We start from the raw sequence: 15980 nt of genomic DNA, 5'->3' as shown, positions 1-15980 counted from the left end.
ATATTGAAGTAGATTAATTCTAAAAATAATCTTTTAGCAGTAAAATTAAAGTATTAAATAATTTTCTACTAGAAAAGGAAGTAATCTCTTATGGTTAAAATGACAATCGCTTCTGATGCTCTTAAATTATTAAAGAAAAAAGACTACGATAATTATCCGCTGCTTCTAATTGTAGATGGCGGCGGGGGTGATTATTCTATTGAAGGTGGATCTTGCAGCTTAGGGGCCGATTTCTCAATCATTATTTTAGATACGCGACCTTCCGATCCACGCTATCCTATTCTTATTCAAACTGACACAGACTTAAAATTCTATACATCAGATTATGATTTAGCCTTCTTAGGCAATAATTTGATTTTAGACATCAAAGACACTACACTTCGCTTAAGAAATGACAGTGGTCTATTAACAGGTAACGTTAAATTGGCTACAGCAAGTGATCTACAAAAAGCAGCTAAACGTGGGCAACTCTATGATAAAAATTGTTAATATATACAAAATAAGCCACGATTCACACTTAATTACAGTATGAATCGTGGCTTTTACTTTTCTGTATTTTGAAAACTATTCATTAAATCAGCAGCATTCTGTTTTGCTGCGGCAGTTACGTCGCTTCCAGCCATCATTTGTGCGATTGCGGTAATCGCCTCTTCCTGAGTCAAAGGTCCAACTTGAGTATAGGTCGCACCATCTTTAACTTGTTTAACTACAGAATAACGTTGATCTCCTGCGGCTGCAACTTGCGGAGAATGAGTAATAGCAATAACTTGTTTTTCTTGTCCAATGGCATGCATTTTTTTACCGATAGCCGCAGAAACGCGACCTGAAACCCCGGTATCAATTTCATCAAAAATCATTGTGCCGACTGGTTCAACGCGACTAAAAATCGCCTTTAATGCTAAGATTAAACGTGATTGTTCTCCCCCAGATACAATTTTAACTAATGGCATCAAAGCTTCACCTGGATTTGGCGCAATAACAAAAGTTACTAGGTCTGTGCCCAATTTTGTGAAATTAGGGCTAGTATTGAAGTTAATCGCAAAGCGAGCCTTTTCCATATATAGATCTGCAAGCTCACCTTTGATTTTTTCTTCCAAGTTATGTGCCACTTTTTCTCGCTGACGGTGCAGTTCTTCTGATTTTTTAGTCAATCTTTTTTCTAAATCATGGACTTGTTTTTGAAGTTTTTCTTCATCAAGGCCTCCAGTTTCAAACTGCCCAAGCTCTTTTTGAACTTTTTCATAAAACTTAAAAACATCTTCTAAAGTAGGACCATATTTTTTCTTGAGTGAAGTCAGAGTATCTAACCGATTAGTGACAAACTGATATCTTTCTTCGTCAAAATCCATACTATCCATCAAATTTGATAATTCACTGTGAGCATCATTTAAAGAATAAACACCATCATTAAAACTCTGGGCAAAATTTTGAAACTTTTTCCCATAGTCCGCCAAATCACTAGCTGCGTTTTGCGCATCCCCAAGCAAAGTAGCCAGACCATGCTCATCGTCATCATATAGCTGCATAAAGTAAGAAGCAGTATCAGCAATTTTTTGATAATTGTTCAACTCATTGAATTCTTCTTCTAGTTTTTCATCTTCATGAGGATCTTGTAAATCAGCATTAGTTAACTCATTATTTTGAAACTCCAAAATATCCTGCTTCTGAGCTAGCTCTTGAGCATCTTGACGCAATTGTAATAAGCGTTTACTTACCTTTTGCCATTTAGTGAAATCTTCCTGATAGGACTTCAGTTTTTCACGAAAGCTAGCTGGAGCATAATTATCAACGAGATCAATTTGACGATCTGGATCCATTAAAATCTGCTGGTCATTTTGGCCATGGATATCTACCAAATACCGACCAATTTCTTTTAAAACTCCGATAGTTGTAATCTGTCCATTAATCCTAACAACACTTCGCCCTTTTTGCGAAAGCTCTCTAGAAATCACAATTTGTTCATCTTCACAAGGTAAACCATATTTTTCACATAGAGCTTTAATCGTGTCATATTGTTCATTAACTTCAAATAGGCCAGTGATGATCGCCTTGTTTTCTCCAGTGCGAATCATCTCATGCTGAGCACGATTCCCTAATAAAAGAGAAACTGCATCAATAATTATTGATTTACCTGCACCAGTTTCACCAATGATTACCGTCATTTTTTCTCGAAAGCGTACTTTAAGAGACTTAATGATGGCAAAATTTTGAATATCAAGTTCAAGTAACATTTTTACCTCCTAAAGGCCAGCAACTGCACGTTGAACTACGGCACTTACATCTCCTTGCCAAAGATTTTGCGAATTCTGTTCTTCATCTTTTCCAAGGTGAATTAAAAACTCAATGTTGCCCTTACCGCCTTTTATTGGTGAATAATCGACCCCTAAAACATTAAAACCAATTTTCATAGCTTCTTGCATAGTATGCTCAATTACAGCTTTATGGACTTCATGATCATGAACTATACCGTGTTTACCCACATGTTCAGGTCCCGCTTCAAATTGAGGCTTAATCAAACAAACTGCATCACACTTATCAGCTAAAATATCATACATCGGCGGCATAATTAGATCCAATGAAATAAAAGATACATCAGTCATCGCAAAAGTCGGTCGACCTTGGGTAAAGTCTTCTAATTTACTATAGCGAAAGTTTTGCTTTTCCATCACAATTACTTGTGGATCATCACGCAGCTTCCAGGCTAATTGATTGTAGCCGACATCTAGTGCATAGACCTTTTTAGCTCCATTTTGTAAAGCTACATCAGTAAAGCCACCAGTTGAAGCTCCGATATCAAGACAAATTCGATCTTTTAAATCAATATTGAAAACTTTAAGAGCTTTTTCTAATTTGAAACCGCCACGAGAAACATATTTTTTCCCATCTTCTTTAACGAAAAAAGTTTCATCTTCATCAAATTTTTGACCCGCTTTATCAATTCGCTGATGATTATGATCACTAACCAGTCCAGCCATAATGGCACGCTGAGCACCGGTTCTGGAATTGAATAAACCTTGTTCAAATAAAAGGACATCTGCTCTTTTTTTACTCATTACATTACCTTCTGATATAAATCAAAGAACTCACCAAGTAAAGGCAAGTCAAAAATCGCTACGGCGTTTTTGCCCTGATCGATCAATTCTTGGAGTTGCTGACGACTGCTGTTAGCGCCATAAAGAGTCAAAGTATTATTTTTACCTTCTTGTTCATCTTTATGAGTTGCTTTTCCGGCTTGTTCACTAGTTTCCACTAGATCTACTAAGTCATCATAAATTTGATAAGATCGGCCAAAAGCATAAGCAAACTTATCTAAAGCTGAAATTTGATTTTGATCCTGACATTCAGCATAGACATATGCCATTTGAACGCTAGCTTGCAGTAAACAGCCAGTTTTGAGCCATTCCATTTTTTTGATAAATTCTGCGTCATCTTTAACTGAATCATTATTTGTAGAATCTATATCTAAATATTGACCGCCAACCATTCCATTAGGACCAACAGCTTGAGTAATTATTTCTACTAATTTAATGTTTTGACTAGCCCGGCTAATCCATTCTATTCCAAGCGTCAGCAAACCATCACCAGCCAAAATTGCCTCAGCTTCACCAAATTTTTTATGACTAGTTAATTTTCCACGGCGATAGTCATCATTATCCATTGCGGGTAAGTCGTCATGAATTAATGAATATGTGTGAATCAATTCGATACCAGAGGCGATTTGAATTTCTCTATCGGTTATTTTCTTACCTAAGCTAGCCAACGTAGATAAAAATATCAAAGGTCTTAACCTTTTACCTCCAGCCAAAACCGAATAAGCCATAATCTGACCAAATTTTTGATTATCTGTGTCATTTTCTAGATGACTTTTTAGATACTCATCAATAATTGGCGTATATTTTTGTCTAAATTCTTTTAAGTTCATTATTCATCCTCAGGAGCTTGAGCATTTTGAGGGTCAAGTTCTTTTTCATTACCATCTTTATCTATTAATTTTGCTACAGTTTGTTCAGCTTGTGTAAGTTTCTTTTCTAAATCACGACTCAATTTTACACCTGCTTGAAATTGATCTAGTGCTTCTTCAAGCGGTACATTGCCACTTTCTAATTTATTTACGATAGTTTGCAATTCAACTAACTGTTCTTCAAAATTATTTTTCTTTTCAGCCATTTTATTTTCTCCTTATTTGCGTCACTTTCGCACTTGCTTGTCCATCCTTGAATTGAAGGTTGATTTCTTCATCAATCTTCAATTGCTCTACTGAAGTAACTGTTTGACCAGCACTATCAGATGTATAAACATACCCTCGACTAATCGTTTTAAGAGGGCTATTATCATCTAATTTTTGTTCAAACGAAGCAAAACGATTTCTTTGTAATTTTAAATAATTCAGCATATTTTGATTCAAACTTTGAGTTAAGAAAGCCTTTTGTTGCTTAATTTGATTCAATTGCTTATCAGGACTGACAGCTCTTAAACGTTGTTTAGCAAGATTAAATTCTGCCTGCTTGTGAGAAAGCAAATTCTTTTGAGCCTGATATAAGCGCTGAGTTAGCATATCGACACGTTGAATAGGTTCATCATAAATGCGAGCAGGTTCGCGCAAAACCACAGAATTCTTTAAACGTTCTAATTGCTCGCTCTTATTTCTGATAATTGCCTGCATTGCCGCATAAAGCCGCCCACGTAATTGATTAATTGAAGTCAAAATATCTGCTAAATTAGGTGTTGCATATTCAGCTGCCGCTGTTGGAGTTGCTGCACGGGCATCAGCCACCAGATCACTAAGCGTTGTATCAGTTTCATGTCCTACTGATGAAATGACCGGCATCGTCATCGCATATATTTGACGTACAACATTTTCCTCATTAAATGGCCATAAATCTTCTAATGATCCTCCACCACGTCCAATAATGACAACATCATATTCATCACCTTGAGCTGCTATTTGTCTTAAAGAATTAACAATTGTATCCGCAGCTTCATCACCTTGAACTTTGGCAGGATAAAGATCAATCTCTGCGTGAGGAAAACGCCGGTTAGCAGTGACCATAATATCATGAATTACCGCTCCAGACGCACTAGTTACTACTGCAATTTTATCTGGAAAAAGCGGTAATTTCTTTTTATGAGCTTGATCAAATAAACCTTCTTTGCTTAGCTTTTCTTGCAACTGGCGCAATTGTTCATATAAAGCACCTAATCCAGCTGGCTCCATAGTTTGAGCATAGAATTGATACGACCCTTGTGGACCATATACTCCGACATAACCGCTAACATAGACTTTCATTCCTTCTTCAGGTTTAAACTTTAATTTTTCAAAAAAAGAGCGAAACATCACCACATTTATTTTGGATTTCTCATCTTTTAGTGAAAAATATTGGTGCGAATTCATCCTGAAGCGAAAATTTGAAAGCTCACCTTGTAAGAAAACCTTGTGCAAATAAGGATCGTTTTTGAACTTTTGAGAAATATAATAATTGAGATCTGTAACAGATAAATAGATTGGGCTTTCAGCCATTGTTTTGATTCTCCGTTAATAATACGACTTGATACATTAGACTTGCCACTGTCAAAGGGCCAACTCCTCCAGGAACCGGAGTAATCGCGCTAGCTTTAGGCAGGCAAGTTTGAAAATTAATATCACCTAAGAGCTTACCATTTTCACGATTCATTCCAACATCAATCAAAACGACATCATTTTTAATCATATCTTCTTTAATTAAATGTGCTTGACCCACATCAGAAATGATAATATCAGCCTTTTTAGTTAAAGTCGATAAATTTTGTGTCTTAGAATGGGCAATTGTCACGGTTGCGTTTTTATTTAACAGTTGACTAGCTAAAGGTTTACCCACAATAATACTACGCCCAATTATCAGAGCATTTTTACCTTCTAATTGGATATCGTACTCATTCAATAAGGACATGATACTACGCACTGTAGCTGGGATCACTTGACTATTTCCTTGCCAAAGCTTGCCTTGGTTATAAGGATGAAATCCATCTGCATCTTTTGCTGGATCAATTGCTTCTATAATCTTAGATTGATCTAGATGTGCTGGAAGTGGAAGTTGTACCATAATAGCACTGATCGTAGGATCATTGTTTAACTCTTTGATTGTGTCAATTAACTTATCTTGCTTTACATCGTCATCAAAATTAATTGTCTTTTCATTGATCTCCACTTGTTTGGCAAGATTCCTTTTGACTCTTAAATAAATTTTACTAGCTGGATCATTACCTACTTCTATTACACATAAAGTTGGGAAAATTTTTTGTTCATTTAAAAATTTAACCTTTTCTTTAACTTTTTCAGCGAGCTTGCCAGCTACCTTTTTACCATCTAGAATTGTTGCCAAAATAATACCTCATAAAAAAAGTCGGCAACTTGCCGACTTTAATTCTTATCTTTGCTCTACAAAATTGCCCAAGACACCATTAACAAAAGCTTTAGACTTAGATGAAGAAAATTCATCACATAAATTTAAAGCTTCATTTAAAGCAGCGACTGGTTCAATAGCCTTACTATTTTGCATCTCATATAAACCTAATTCCAAAATAGCGCGATCAATTGAATCAAGTCTTTCAATGCGCCAGCCTTTTTTCAAGTGAGCAGAAATAGCACTGTCAAGCTTTTCTTTATTATCCAATACACCATCTAAAAGCTTCTTTGAATAATCAGGAAAATCCTTTAAGTTTAGTGCATTTTTAGCTCTTAAACAAACTGCTTCACTATCAGTAGTCTTGCTTTGATTAGCCAAATACAATGCCTGCAAGGCTATTGTTCTCATTTCATGTTGAGTCATTAGTCTTGCGCCTCGCCATCTTCTTGATTAGAAAAGAGTTCTTCATCTTTTGCTGATTTTTCTTCTTCAGAAATCAAGCCGACAACGTGAACATTAATTTGTTTTAATGTTAAATCGGTCATTTGTTGTAATTGCAAAGCTAAACGCTTTTGAATCTTAACTGCAACTTGAGGAACATTCACGCCATAATCTAAGTAGACATATACATCCGCAGTCAATTTATCATCTTCGACGCTTAGATCTACGCCCTTGCCGCGATTAGTTCGACCAAATAATGTATCTAATCCACTCTTGATTGAACCACGCATTTCACTTACGCCGTCTACTTTTCTGGCAGCAATTCCCAAAATGACTTCAAGAACACTTAGATCAACCCGAGTCTCATCACCTTTATCGTTACTAGATAAAAGAATTGTTGAATTATCAGCCATAATAAAAACCTCTAATTAATTACTTATTTGCACGTGATACGTAAGTACCATCTGCAGTGTTGATAGTCAAAACGTCTCCTTCATTAATGAAGAATGGTACGTTAACAACTAAACCAGTTTCCATTGTTGCTGGCTTACCACCACCAGAAGAAGTATCACCTTTAATATTTGGTTCTGTTTGAGCAACAGTCAAGTCAACAGTGTTAGGTAATTCAACACCCAAGGTTTCACCATCGTGCATAATTACGTTAACTACCATGTTTTCTTTCAAATACTTAGATTCTGCTTCAACTTGAGCTTCTGGAATTTCAAGTTGTTCGTAAGTATTAGTATCCATAAATACAAAGCTAGTACCATCATTGTAAAGGTATTGCATTGATTTAGTTTGAATATCTGCAGTTTCTACTTTAGCAGTAGAACGGAAAGTGTATTCTTGAACTGCGCCAGTTCTTAAGCTCTTAAGCTTTGAACGAACGAAAGCACTACCTTTTCCTGGCTTTACGTGTTGGAATTCAACAATACGCCATAAGTCATTATTATATTGAATAGTAAGTCCGTTTTTGAACTCATTAACGGAGATCATTGTCATAATAAATTACCTCATTTCTACATATATCTATCTTACCAATCTTAAACTAGATTTCGCAAGATAAACGGATAAATTGCATAAATTTACAAAACTAATAATTCTTTTTTTGGCAAATCAGACATCGTAATTGGCTTATCATCTGAAATTAAAATGTCATCTTCAATTCTGACGCCACCTTTATCAGGTAAATAAATACCTGGTTCTACAGTGATCGCCATGTTATCTTTCATAATCTCTTTACTATATGGCATTGCTGGCGTACATAGTTCATGAATTTCAAGTCCGATACCATGTCCAATTCCATGTCCGAAATATTCGCCATAACCTTGCTCAGTAATATAAGAGCGCGCTGCCTTATCAATATCAGCACCGTAATTGCCTGCAATAGCGGCTTGTATACCACGTTTTTGAGCTTCATAGACAATATGATAGATTTTTTCTAATTCTGAATCTACCTGTCCCAAGGCCACTGTACGTGTAATATCAGCAGTGTAACCATTATAGAAACTACCAAAGTCAATAACGATTAATTCACCTTCTTGAATCTTTTTGTCACTAGCTACACCATGTGCCCAAGAGCCACGATAACCAGAAGCAATAATAGTTTCAAAAGAAGGACCTTCACCGCCGTTAATTTTAAACAAGTAATCTAGCTTAGCTCCGACTGCTTTCTCGCTTACACCGGGCTTAATCATTGGCAGTATATCTTTAAAGCTTTGCATCGATATATCAATTGCTTTTTGCAAAGCTTTAACTTCTAATTCATCTTTAACAGTACGTGCTTTTTCAACCAATTCGTTACTTAATACAAAATCTAGATCAGGATTTTGCGTTACTAAAGTATCAAATTGACTTGCACTAATGAATTCACCTTCAACTAAAACGCGTTTAACTGGAAGCTTTTTGAGCTGACGACTAATTTCTTTAATGTTATCCATCGTCTGCATGACAACCTTCAATTCACCCGGAGCCTGATGCCTAATCTGGTCCTTAAAACGTGAATCAGATAATAATACCCGATCACCATCTTTAGTTAAGATTAATTCAGCCTCTTCTCCGGTAAAATTAGTCAAATATCGATAATTGGCTTGATTAAATATTACTAATGCATCTGCATTTTGCGCTTTAATTTCATCTGTAACCTTGCTAATTCGCTTGTTTAAAAGCGCTAATAGTTCTTGATTTGCAGGCATGATCTTCACCTCAATTGATAAAAAAAGACTGAACGTTCGATTGGACGTCCAGTCTGCAAAAATAGATTATTTTGCTTCGTTAACTGGGTAAACTGAAACTTGTTTACGATCTTTACCCAAGCGTTCGAACTTAACAACACCTTCAACTAATGCAAATAAAGTGTCGTCACCACCGCGGCCAACATTCTTACCTGGGTGGATCTTAGTACCACGTTGACGGTAAATGATGGAACCTGCGTTAACTGCTTGACCGTCAGCACGCTTTGCGCCTAAACGACGACCAGCTGAGTTACGACCATTGGCAGTAGAACCACCACCCTTGTGGTGGGCAAATAACTTAAGTGCTTCAAGATTATTAATCATCATAATTCGTTTCACCCCTTAATTAAGCTTCAATGCTTTCGATAGTTACCTTAGTGTAAGGTTGACGGTGACCATACTTAGTATGTGAGTGCTTCTTTGGCTTGTACTTGAAAGTTACAACTTTCTTTTCCTTGCCTTGCTTTTCAACTTTAGCAACAACCTTAGCACCTTCAACTAATGGAGTACCAATCTTAGTTGACTTACCATCGTTTAAAAGGATAACTTCATCAAAGGTTACTTCTTCGCCAGGCTTAACTTCAAGCTTTTCAACAAAAACGCTATCGCCTTTAGCAACCTTGTATTGCTTACCACCGGTTTTAATAACTGCGTACATTTGTACACCTCCGAAAAAAATACTTAGACTCGCCGTAAAAAGGTGAAGTTAACATTAACTTACTTTTGACCTTAGACGTGCGGTTGCAGATGTGAGGTATATCCACAAATACAACTCTTACAGTTTACTACTCAAGCTGCAAGGAATCAATGTTTTATAGGATTTTTATTAAGAAAAAGCATTTTATTCTGTATAGTGAACAATTTTGCACCATATTAAAGAAAACAATTATACTAAAAATATAATTGTTTTAACAAAGGAGAATTACTATGATAACTTTTTACGGCTACAAACGCTGCTCAACTTCAAACAAAGCGCAAAAATGGATGGATGAACATAAAATTGAATATCAATTTATCGACCTAATAAAAAATCCGCCCGTTAAGGCAGATTTCATTAAATGGTTAACAAAATATCAAGACCGTGGCCTGCGCTATTTCTTTAACACCTCAGGTCAACATTATCGCGCTCAGAACTTAAAAGATAAAATTCCTAACATGACTATAACTCAAGCTGCCGAACTCTTATCAAGCGATGGTAAGTTAATTAAAAGACCGTTAGTAGTAGACGATGAAAAACTTACTTGCGGCTTTAAAAAAGAGATTTTTGAGCAAACTTGGCTATAATCCCCACTGTCCACCATGCACTTTAACAACGGTATCTGTAATAATAAAGGCATTGGGATCAATTTCATGGATTTGTGTAATCAGCGGACCATAATCTCGTGTATCAACAACGATTAGGATCTGCTGTTTTTTATCATCACTATAGCCACCAACCACATTATATAAAGTTAAAGATTGATAGTTGTTCATAAGCATTTCTTTCATTTCTTCAAAATGATCATTACTCATAATTCTTACCTGATATTTACGATCAAAGCCAGCTTCACAGTAATTCATCGTAATCGCCGTCACTACTTGAGAAAATGCAGCTAAAAAGAATGCGTTCCAGCCATCGACGAAGATATTAAGAAAGATCACGACCATATCGATGCAAAGCAAACTTACTGCTGGATTAATGTAGAAATATTTTTTCAAAATCATTGGCGGGATCGTCGTGCCGCCACTTGAAGCATTGACGCGATATAAAATAGAAACTCCCAACCCCATCAAAGCTCCACCATAAATTACAGCGAGCAATTTGTCATTTGTAGCTTGAAAACTCGGTGTGATTTCCATTAAAATTGGCAAAACCAAACTACCTAAAGCAATATTTTGCGTAGTTTTCCTACCTAAAAAAATCGCAGCCAAAATCAACATTAAGACATTCACTATAAACACAGTGATTGAACGATTAATTCCCCAGACTGCATCTACGAGGATTGAAATTCCTGTAGAGCCGCCGGCCGCTACATTGATGGGTCCATAAAATAAGTTAATCGAAATAGCCACAATTTCGAGGCCTAATAAGAAAAAGACCCACTTCATCCAAGAACGTTTTTTAATAGAATTTGTCATTTCAGCGTCCTTTCTAAAAATAAGTATATATCCATTTTACAGAATTCGGTCTATATAGCTCAATATAGATGCCTAATTCTTAGAACTAATTTTATAATCTATTGTCTGGTTACCCTCATAAGCGGGTAAATTCTTATCAGCACGATAAAGAGCTCTTTCAAACGATTGATAACCTTTACTTGAGCTAACAGCAAACTTAACGCCATACTTACTGGCAAATTCACGGATATTCCAAGTACTATCATGAGCCGCAAACGCAGTTACTAAGATCACAATATCTAAGTCTTTGATTTGACCTTCAATAACTTTTTTCTTTCCTTCAAATGCGTCGATCGGAATTGGTATACCATTGTAGCGATTTACAATTCCTTCCAAGATGGCTTCATTTTGATTATCACCAATTGCAATACCAACTCGCTGATAATGTAAATCCATATCCAATTTTGTCAGTGATTCGACATTATTTGTATCAGTTTTTTTAGGCTTTTTTTGCGTCTTAGAAACTCGAGTTGATTGATCAGTTTCATAAATCCAGCGTACTTGAACTGCTTGTGAGGGATCACGTTTTAAGCGAACATCCCCACTATACCAAGCAAGATCGACAATTGATCCATCTTCTAAATGAACATCCCCGTTTTGATAATAACTAGAATCTACAGGAACGATCACGCTCTTATGGTTAATCTTTAATTTCTCACCACGAATATTTCGCCCAACCGATAAATTACCGGGACTGCCTTGAACTACGCCATATTTAAAATCTTCAATCTCATCATAGTCTCTTTTACGTAGCTTTTTAAAACCAACTACTCGTAAAATTTCTGCTTTATCTAAACTACCGGCTATTGGTAATGCTTCAACAATATCTCCGGTTTTTAATCCCAGTGGATGAACTTGGCTTTCACTGACACTAAAAACATGCTCACCTTGTTCATTAATTAATTGACAACCAACTAAATCCCGAATAACTGTATACCTTCGGCCTTTGCGGTAATCTTTTTTTACCTCTTTTTTCGGCTTTAATGCTTCTTCAAATATTTTGCGATTAACAGCGCTAGTTGTTTTTTCAGAATTAATTACGACCTGATCTAACTTTCCTAACTGCTTACCAAATTTACTGGCAATCTCACTATTGAAAGTCAACTTATGTATTGCACTTGAAGCAGTCTGTTTAGCTTTTGAATCTCCGGGTTTTTCAATTAAATTTGTTAATCCTGATAATAAAGTCTGAATCTGACTCAGAGTCTTATCATCTAGCTCGGCTTTTTTAGACACAGATTGTTTTTTTACAGAAAGATCTTCTCCAGTCATCTGTAAGACCAGCAAAATTGCGTTTAAGCTATTACGTAAACTTTTATCATCACCCGCAGTTTGATTTAAGATCCTTTTTAAATTGTTACGATAATCAAACATCTTCTCACCACTTAACTTTTTTATTTCTATTATATTGCTTACTTTTAATAAATGAAAATAGATTTAGACTTGTCACCTAAAATGAAAGTGCTATATTATAGGTAAATTATTAAAGCGAGGGAAATAAAATGACTAAATATACTGTTAAGTTAAACGAAGAAGATTACCAAATGATTAAGGATTGTCACTCAAAGAATCCTTCTATCATGAAAGCTTTAGACGAAGCTAAAAAAGAGGATTAGACAAAATAAAAAGAACTAGTTGAAGCTAGTTCTTTTTTTCTGTCTCATTTTTTGCCGGCTTGGAACTAAATAAATAAAAGCCAATAATCGTTCCGACAATTAAATCAAGTAAACTGGCAAATGAGAAAACGTTTTGCATTAAAGTTAAGCTTGAATTAGTACCAAATCCCAATCCAAACACATCAATAATTGTCCAGGCAACGCCTAATAAAAATCCCTTGGTCAAATTCTTCATGCTTGGATTCCACACTGGTCTTTTCGTTACAACAATTCCTGCAAAAATAAAGCCCAAAATCGAACTCATTACTATCTCAGTGATTGCAAGCAAAATAGCCATATATATCGGCATTTGAGACAATGCTTTCAAACTATAACCATTTTGACTCCAGCTTTGAATAAAAATATACACGATCATAATCAGGCTAAAAATTATACCTAATTTAACTAACCGGTGGACATCCCAATTGCGCTGCTTATCCATTAAGCACGCCACTCCCCGCCTTGGCCATAAGTGTGTTTACCTAATTCGTTAATGATAACGTGAATATGTTCTTTAGGCGCACCTGTATTTTTGTGGACAGCTTCAGTAACATCCTTCATTAAATTAGTGATTTGTTCATCACTTCTACCTTTAATTAATTCAATATGTACAAATGGCATAGAAAAACCTCCTAATAAAACTTTTTGCACTTCTATAATTTTGATTTTACTCTTTATGTCAGAAAAAATATATTGCTTTTATTTTGAAAACATCGTTATCTTTATAAGATCATTTCAATAGCTTTGCCCGCCCCATCATGGTCACAGTCATCAGCCACAAAGTCGGCTTTATTTTTTGTAGCTTCAACGGCATTACCCATCGCTACTCCAAAGCCTGCATACTCAATCATTGTAGCATCGTTTGCTTCATCACCTAGTGCCATAATATTTTCAGTACCTAATTTCAAATATTCAGCTAATGCTTTTAGCCCAGTCCCTTTGTCAGTATCCTTAGCAGTTACTTCGTAATAAAAGGGTTCAGTTTTTGAAAAAGTAACTCGATCAGTCATCATTTCGAATAGCGGATTCTTAATTTGCTCATCCAGATAGTGAGGTTCATCAACATACATGCACTTAATGATTGGAATATCTTTCATTTCAATTTGAGTACGATAAGAAACCTCCAATTTAACTATTCGTGAATTATAGATTGTATAGTGACCCAGATCTCTTTCAGCAGTATAAATTCTATTCAAACCAACAGTATGAAAATGAAGATCCAACTTTCTAGAAATTGCTTCCAAATCAACATAATCTTCATATTTTATTTCTTTTTTGCGAAGAACTTTCCCATTAGTCGTTTCAACAACAGCCCCATTGAAGCTAATCACATATTGATCATCTTGCTTGTTTAATCCCAGTTCATCTAAATATTGCACAGCTCCTGACAAAGGACGACCTGTGGCAATTACTATCTTAATCCCTTGCTCTTGTGCTTTTTTGATTGCTGATTTTACTCTAGGTGTAATTTGTTTTTTTGAATTTACTAAAGTTCCATCTATGTCAATTGCAATTAATTTTATCTCACTCATCTTTTACTCCAAATCATCTATACTTAAATATATTGTAAAGTTTTTTAGCCAAAAAAATAAGCATCCCTCGGCTTTTATCGTGTAGAGTTGCTTATTTTTATCTCTGATTATTAATTATTAGCAATAACAACCTTAGTTCCTACTGGTAATTGATTGTAGAACCATTGCGAATCTTTAACAGTTAAACGAATGCAGCCATGTGAGAGTGGTTGCGTACCTAATTTAGCTGCTTCAGTTAAGTTGTAAGGTCCATTATAACCATTAGTAACTGTAGAGTGGAATAAGTAAACACCGTGATCTTTCCAACTTACCCAGTAATGAGCACCAGAAAATGTGGTACCACGTTCTCTTTGAACGTAGAAAGTACCCGTAGGAGTTAAACTCTTACCATTTACAAGTCTCCCTGCAGAAGAATACATAGTGTAAACAGGAGTGTTACCTGACATTACATAAGTTCTATTACCTAAAATCGAAACGCGAATCCAAAGATTTTTGACATTTTTAAGATTTGGATAGGCCTTATTTTCGCTTGAATTCCACCATTGCTTTGGGTTTCTTAAAGTTGATGGATCTGCATAAGGTTGATGAGAAGTCTTATTTACAGTTGCCGTAGTAATAATTTGACCGTTTTTAGCAACTTTTTGAAGATTAGTATATTTAGAAGAAATCCATTGATTGCCACCTAGGTTGTACCAAACTTCACCATTAACTGGAACAGCTTCTTTGAAAAACTTCCAATTCGTTGCTGGTGATAGATAATTACCTGTAACATGTCCGTGATCGTAATTATTCCAAATAGCCACTTTCCCGCGACCGCTATAAGTAATCTTTACCACACCTTGAGAGTTTGCAACTTTCCAATTATTATTAACAGAATTATTTACTTCAGAAGGCTTTTGTTCAACTTTTGAGCTGGAATTAAGGATATATTTACCATCGACCCATTGATTTCCACCCAAATTATACCATTGTGACTTATCTGCTAACGTAGCAACCTTAAATGACTTCCAGTTACTATTATTAGCTAAATAATTGCCAGTTAGTTTCTTGTTAGAATCATAAGAATTCCAAACAGCGACTTTCCCTTTGCCAGAATAGTTAATTTTAACTACGCTATTTTTATTTTGAACTGCTGCTGGAGTTTGAGCATTATTATTGTCTGCGGCTTTTACCTTATTTGCACTCACTAAAGAAAGAGCTGTCAAAGTAACGGCGGCCATCCAATGAACTTTTTTCATTATTGAGATTCTCCTATCAAATTTAATCAGTGATAAAATTATATCAATCTTTTTCAAAGATGATCACTAAAAAATCAAAAAATATAAAAATACCCCTCATATCTTGTCTATCTAGTAGTTGTAGCCTTAAAAATATGTTATTCTTTTATATTGATAACACTGTTATAGTGAGGGAAGCAATATGGCAAAAAACAATACTACTGAACAAGATCTAATCGAAAAAACAGTTAACGTAATTGATCAAAATGGTTATCAAGATCTTTCATTAAGAAAATTAACAAAAATGATTGGACTGACCACCGGAGCTTTTTACAAGCACTTCGAAAGTAAAGATGATCTC

The 15980-nt window shown here is 35.5% G+C and carries 21 protein-coding genes and 1 other annotated feature; of the genes, 3 read left to right on the top strand and 18 right to left on the bottom strand.

What is annotated here, in order from left to right; all coding sequences use genetic code 11:
• Positions 1-90: 90 nt before the first annotated feature.
• A complete protein-coding gene (locus Q0Y70_RS07140; RefSeq protein ID WP_297818947.1) occupies positions 91-489 on the top strand; it encodes an iron-sulfur cluster biosynthesis family protein in 399 nt (132 codons plus the stop codon).
• 53 nt (positions 490-542) lie between these two features.
• On the opposite strand, the gene recN is transcribed toward Q0Y70_RS07140, so the two are convergent.
• From recN to rplU, 12 genes are all read right to left on the bottom strand, one after another.
• Entirely contained in the window at positions 543-2231 is a 1689-nt protein-coding gene (gene recN / locus Q0Y70_RS07135; RefSeq protein WP_297818944.1) for a DNA repair protein RecN, read from the bottom strand.
• Between the two features lie 9 nt (positions 2232-2240).
• A complete protein-coding gene (locus tag Q0Y70_RS07130) occupies positions 2241-3053 on the bottom strand; it encodes a TlyA family RNA methyltransferase (RefSeq protein ID WP_297818941.1) in 813 nt (270 codons plus the stop codon).
• The gene (locus Q0Y70_RS07125) at positions 3053-3922 is read right to left on the bottom strand and encodes a polyprenyl synthetase family protein (protein WP_297818938.1); all 870 of its coding nucleotides are present in this window, start codon (positions 3920-3922) and stop codon (positions 3053-3055) included. Before Q0Y70_RS07125 ends, Q0Y70_RS07130 begins: the two co-directional genes overlap by 1 nt.
• A complete protein-coding gene (locus tag Q0Y70_RS07120) occupies positions 3922-4167 on the bottom strand; it encodes an exodeoxyribonuclease VII small subunit (protein ID WP_297818935.1) in 246 nt (81 codons plus the stop codon). The genes Q0Y70_RS07125 and Q0Y70_RS07120 overlap by 1 nt, the downstream gene beginning before the upstream one ends.
• 1 nt (position 4168) lies before the next feature.
• On the bottom strand, positions 4169-5518 hold the full coding sequence (xseA, locus tag Q0Y70_RS07115; protein ID WP_297818932.1) for an exodeoxyribonuclease VII large subunit: 1350 nt from the start codon (positions 5516-5518) through the stop codon (positions 4169-4171).
• Positions 5511-6359, bottom strand: a complete 849-nt coding sequence (locus Q0Y70_RS07110) for a bifunctional 5,10-methylenetetrahydrofolate dehydrogenase/5,10-methenyltetrahydrofolate cyclohydrolase (protein ID WP_297818930.1) — start codon at positions 6357-6359, stop codon at positions 5511-5513. The genes xseA and Q0Y70_RS07110 overlap by 8 nt, the downstream gene beginning before the upstream one ends.
• Before the next feature lie 45 nt (positions 6360-6404).
• Positions 6405-6806, bottom strand: a complete 402-nt coding sequence (nusB, locus tag Q0Y70_RS07105; protein ID WP_297818928.1) for a transcription antitermination factor NusB — start codon at positions 6804-6806, stop codon at positions 6405-6407.
• A complete protein-coding gene (locus Q0Y70_RS07100) occupies positions 6806-7237 on the bottom strand; it encodes an Asp23/Gls24 family envelope stress response protein (RefSeq protein ID WP_297818926.1) in 432 nt (143 codons plus the stop codon). Before Q0Y70_RS07100 ends, nusB begins: the two co-directional genes overlap by 1 nt.
• Positions 7238-7256: 19 nt before the next feature.
• On the bottom strand, positions 7257-7826 hold the full coding sequence (gene efp / locus Q0Y70_RS07095) for an elongation factor P (protein WP_297818923.1): 570 nt from the start codon (positions 7824-7826) through the stop codon (positions 7257-7259).
• A gap of 83 nt (positions 7827-7909) precedes the next feature.
• A complete protein-coding gene (locus tag Q0Y70_RS07090) occupies positions 7910-9019 on the bottom strand; it encodes an aminopeptidase P family protein (RefSeq protein ID WP_297818920.1) in 1110 nt (369 codons plus the stop codon).
• Positions 9020-9085: 66 nt separating this feature from the next.
• Positions 9086-9385, bottom strand: coding sequence for a 50S ribosomal protein L27 (gene rpmA, locus Q0Y70_RS07085; RefSeq protein ID WP_297818917.1), 300 nt, complete (start codon positions 9383-9385; stop codon positions 9086-9088).
• Between the two features lie 19 nt (positions 9386-9404).
• The gene (gene rplU, locus Q0Y70_RS07080) at positions 9405-9716 is read right to left on the bottom strand and encodes a 50S ribosomal protein L21 (protein ID WP_008470850.1); all 312 of its coding nucleotides are present in this window, start codon (positions 9714-9716) and stop codon (positions 9405-9407) included.
• A gap of 15 nt (positions 9717-9731) precedes the next feature.
• Positions 9732-9811, bottom strand: a sequence feature (ribosomal protein L21 leader region).
• A 174-nt stretch (positions 9812-9985) separates the two neighbouring features.
• On the opposite strand from rplU, the gene Q0Y70_RS07075 reads away from it, so the two are divergent.
• On the top strand, positions 9986-10342 hold the full coding sequence (locus Q0Y70_RS07075; protein ID WP_297818909.1) for an arsenate reductase family protein: 357 nt from the start codon (positions 9986-9988) through the stop codon (positions 10340-10342).
• On the opposite strand, the gene Q0Y70_RS07070 is transcribed toward Q0Y70_RS07075, so the two are convergent.
• From Q0Y70_RS07070 to Q0Y70_RS07045, 6 genes are all read right to left on the bottom strand, one after another.
• Entirely contained in the window at positions 10337-11176 is an 840-nt protein-coding gene (locus Q0Y70_RS07070) for a YitT family protein (protein WP_297818906.1), read from the bottom strand. The genes Q0Y70_RS07075 and Q0Y70_RS07070 overlap by 6 nt on opposite strands.
• A 72-nt stretch (positions 11177-11248) precedes the next feature.
• Positions 11249-12589: a DUF2325 domain-containing protein gene (locus Q0Y70_RS07065; protein WP_297818903.1), complete on the bottom strand. Its 1341-nt coding sequence runs from the start codon at positions 12587-12589 to the stop codon at positions 11249-11251.
• A 267-nt stretch (positions 12590-12856) separates the two neighbouring features.
• Entirely contained in the window at positions 12857-13312 is a 456-nt protein-coding gene (locus Q0Y70_RS07060; RefSeq protein WP_297818900.1) for a hypothetical protein, read from the bottom strand.
• On the bottom strand, positions 13312-13491 hold the full coding sequence (locus Q0Y70_RS07055) for a 2-hydroxymuconate tautomerase (RefSeq protein WP_005719430.1): 180 nt from the start codon (positions 13489-13491) through the stop codon (positions 13312-13314). The genes Q0Y70_RS07060 and Q0Y70_RS07055 overlap by 1 nt, the downstream gene beginning before the upstream one ends.
• Before the next feature lie 101 nt (positions 13492-13592).
• Entirely contained in the window at positions 13593-14402 is an 810-nt protein-coding gene (locus tag Q0Y70_RS07050) for a Cof-type HAD-IIB family hydrolase (RefSeq protein ID WP_297818851.1), read from the bottom strand.
• A 110-nt stretch (positions 14403-14512) separates the two neighbouring features.
• Positions 14513-15640: a L,D-transpeptidase gene (locus Q0Y70_RS07045; RefSeq protein WP_297818848.1), complete on the bottom strand. Its 1128-nt coding sequence runs from the start codon at positions 15638-15640 to the stop codon at positions 14513-14515.
• A 181-nt stretch (positions 15641-15821) separates the two neighbouring features.
• Between Q0Y70_RS07045 and Q0Y70_RS07040 the strand changes: the two genes are divergently transcribed.
• The coding region (locus tag Q0Y70_RS07040; RefSeq protein WP_297818950.1) for a TetR/AcrR family transcriptional regulator at positions 15822-15980 on the top strand (159 nt) is incomplete at its 3' end.

Origin of the sequence: uncultured Lactobacillus sp., assembly GCF_947367085.1 — a bacterium.
In the GTDB taxonomy this organism is placed as follows: Bacteria; Bacillota; Bacilli; order Lactobacillales; family Lactobacillaceae; genus Lactobacillus.
The sequence above is the reverse complement of the archived record's forward strand: the minus strand, read 5'-3'. Positions and strand labels throughout refer to the sequence as shown.

Excerpts from the sequence above, each read along its gene's own strand:
- Q0Y70_RS07075 (WP_297818909.1), top strand. The coding sequence starts at position 9,986 with ATGATAACTTTTTACGGCTACAAACGCTGCTCAACTTCAAACAAAGCG.
- Q0Y70_RS07045 (WP_297818848.1), bottom strand. The coding sequence starts at position 15,640 with ATGAAAAAAGTTCATTGGATGGCCGCCGTTACTTTGACAGCTCTTTCT.
- xseA (WP_297818932.1), bottom strand. The coding sequence starts at position 5,518 with ATGGCTGAAAGCCCAATCTATTTATCTGTTACAGATCTCAATTATTAT.
- recN (WP_297818944.1), bottom strand. The coding sequence starts at position 2,231 with ATGTTACTTGAACTTGATATTCAAAATTTTGCCATCATTAAGTCTCTT.
- Q0Y70_RS07090 (WP_297818920.1), bottom strand. The coding sequence starts at position 9,019 with ATGCCTGCAAATCAAGAACTATTAGCGCTTTTAAACAAGCGAATTAGC.
- Q0Y70_RS07100 (WP_297818926.1), bottom strand. The coding sequence starts at position 7,237 with ATGGCTGATAATTCAACAATTCTTTTATCTAGTAACGATAAAGGTGAT.
- Q0Y70_RS07060 (WP_297818900.1), bottom strand. The coding sequence starts at position 13,312 with ATGGATAAGCAGCGCAATTGGGATGTCCACCGGTTAGTTAAATTAGGT.
- Q0Y70_RS07130 (WP_297818941.1), bottom strand. The coding sequence starts at position 3,053 with ATGAGTAAAAAAAGAGCAGATGTCCTTTTATTTGAACAAGGTTTATTC.
- Q0Y70_RS07125 (WP_297818938.1), bottom strand. The coding sequence starts at position 3,922 with ATGAACTTAAAAGAATTTAGACAAAAATATACGCCAATTATTGATGAG.
- Q0Y70_RS07140 (WP_297818947.1), top strand. The coding sequence starts at position 91 with ATGGTTAAAATGACAATCGCTTCTGATGCTCTTAAATTATTAAAGAAA.
- efp (WP_297818923.1), bottom strand. The coding sequence starts at position 7,826 with ATGACAATGATCTCCGTTAATGAGTTCAAAAACGGACTTACTATTCAA.
- rpmA (WP_297818917.1), bottom strand. The coding sequence starts at position 9,385 with ATGATGATTAATAATCTTGAAGCACTTAAGTTATTTGCCCACCACAAG.
- Q0Y70_RS07055 (WP_005719430.1), bottom strand. The coding sequence starts at position 13,491 with ATGCCATTTGTACATATTGAATTAATTAAAGGTAGAAGTGATGAACAA.
- Q0Y70_RS07120 (WP_297818935.1), bottom strand. The coding sequence starts at position 4,167 with ATGGCTGAAAAGAAAAATAATTTTGAAGAACAGTTAGTTGAATTGCAA.
- Q0Y70_RS07065 (WP_297818903.1), bottom strand. The coding sequence starts at position 12,589 with ATGTTTGATTATCGTAACAATTTAAAAAGGATCTTAAATCAAACTGCG.
- Q0Y70_RS07050 (WP_297818851.1), bottom strand. The coding sequence starts at position 14,402 with ATGAGTGAGATAAAATTAATTGCAATTGACATAGATGGAACTTTAGTA.
- Q0Y70_RS07070 (WP_297818906.1), bottom strand. The coding sequence starts at position 11,176 with ATGACAAATTCTATTAAAAAACGTTCTTGGATGAAGTGGGTCTTTTTC.
- nusB (WP_297818928.1), bottom strand. The coding sequence starts at position 6,806 with ATGACTCAACATGAAATGAGAACAATAGCCTTGCAGGCATTGTATTTG.
- rplU (WP_008470850.1), bottom strand. The coding sequence starts at position 9,716 with ATGTACGCAGTTATTAAAACCGGTGGTAAGCAATACAAGGTTGCTAAA.